Raw genomic sequence first — 1,420 nt, 5'->3', positions numbered from 1 at the left:
CGCCCAAGCATTTGAAGAAGGCCGTGTCAGAGATATTGGTGAAGAAGACTGGCAACAGCTAATCGACTATATGGTCGAAGAAGAATATCTAAATGGTACTGTTGATCCTGAAATCGAAGGAAGAATCACAGACTTAGAGGGTGAAGATTTACCGGATGCTGGTGATTCTGATGGAAATTACTCACTTTCAGTCATGCACATGAATGATACGCATGCACGTGTTGAAAATTATCCTCAAATGATTTCGGCAATCGATCAGTTCCGTGGAATAAATCCAGATGCTTTACTTGTAAACGCTGGAGATGTTTTCTCAGGTACTCTTTACTTCAATGAGTACAAAGGACAAGCTGACTTAGCCTTGTTGAACTTAATGGGCATCGATGCAATGGTCTTTGGTAACCACGAGTTTGACTTGGGTGACTCTGAAGAAGGACATCAAGCACTAGCAGACTTTATTGATGGTGCGAAATTCCCATTCTTAGGAACAAATACTGATTTCTCTAAAGATGAGAAACTTAAGCCTTTTGAAACGAATGAAGCATTAGTAGAAAATCCTGAAGATGGTAAGATCTATGAATCAATTATTAAAGAAGTTAATGGAGAAAAAGTAGGTATCTTTGGATTGACTACAGAAGATACTAAGAATATTTCTAGCCCAGGAGCTGTTGATTTCTCAGACTTCATCGCTGCTGCAGAAGAAGCAGTACAAGCATTTGAAGAAGCTGGAATCAATAAAATTATGGCAGTCAATCACTTAGGATTTGAATCAGCACCTGAAGTTGGTAATGACGTTAGACTAGCAGCAGAAGTTCCAGGAATCGATATCATTGTGGGCGGACATTCTCACACTGAAATACCTGAACCACAATTTGTTGAGAAAGACAAAGACGGTAATGAAAAAGCACCAACAGTTATCGTGCAAGCTGGTCAGTATGCTGAAAACTTGGGTACTTTGAACGTTGAATTCAATGATGAAGGTGAAATCGTTGACTATAACGGTGAATTACTGGCAATGGAAAATTACGATGCAGATGAAAAAGCCGTTGAAGTCATGAAAGAATATAAAGACCGCGTTGACGAAATTGCTAACGAAGAAATTGGCGCAACAGCTGTTACAGAACTTGAAAACCCAAGACATGGTGACGGCGATGAAATGAGTGTTCGTGCAGACGAAACACGCTTAGGAAACCTAGTTACTGACGCAATGCTTGCAAAAGCTCAAGAGAAATTCCCAGAAGCTGTTATTGCGTTCCAAAACGGTGGCGGTATCCGTACCTCGATCGACCAGGGACCAATCACAACAGGTGAAGTGATCTCAGTATTGCCATTCGGTAATAACCCAGTGATTGCAGAACTTTCTGGTCAGGAAATCAAAGATATACTTGAGCACGCTGTGAGAAAAGCACCAGAAGAAAACGGC

1 protein-coding gene is annotated in these 1,420 nt (G+C 40.9%); it reads left to right on the top strand.

Annotated features, from left to right (window positions below; all coding sequences use genetic code 11):
• Nucleotides 1–1,420 (top strand): bifunctional metallophosphatase/5'-nucleotidase (locus tag AKA01nite_RS09215; protein WP_222592508.1); only part of this gene is annotated, 1,420 nt, incomplete at both ends.

It is taken from the genome of Alkalibacterium kapii (genome assembly GCF_007988865.1).
GTDB lineage: Bacteria > Bacillota > Bacilli > Lactobacillales > Carnobacteriaceae_A > Alkalibacterium > Alkalibacterium kapii.
Note: the sequence above shows the minus strand (reverse complement) of the source record. Positions and strands in the feature narration are given on the sequence as shown.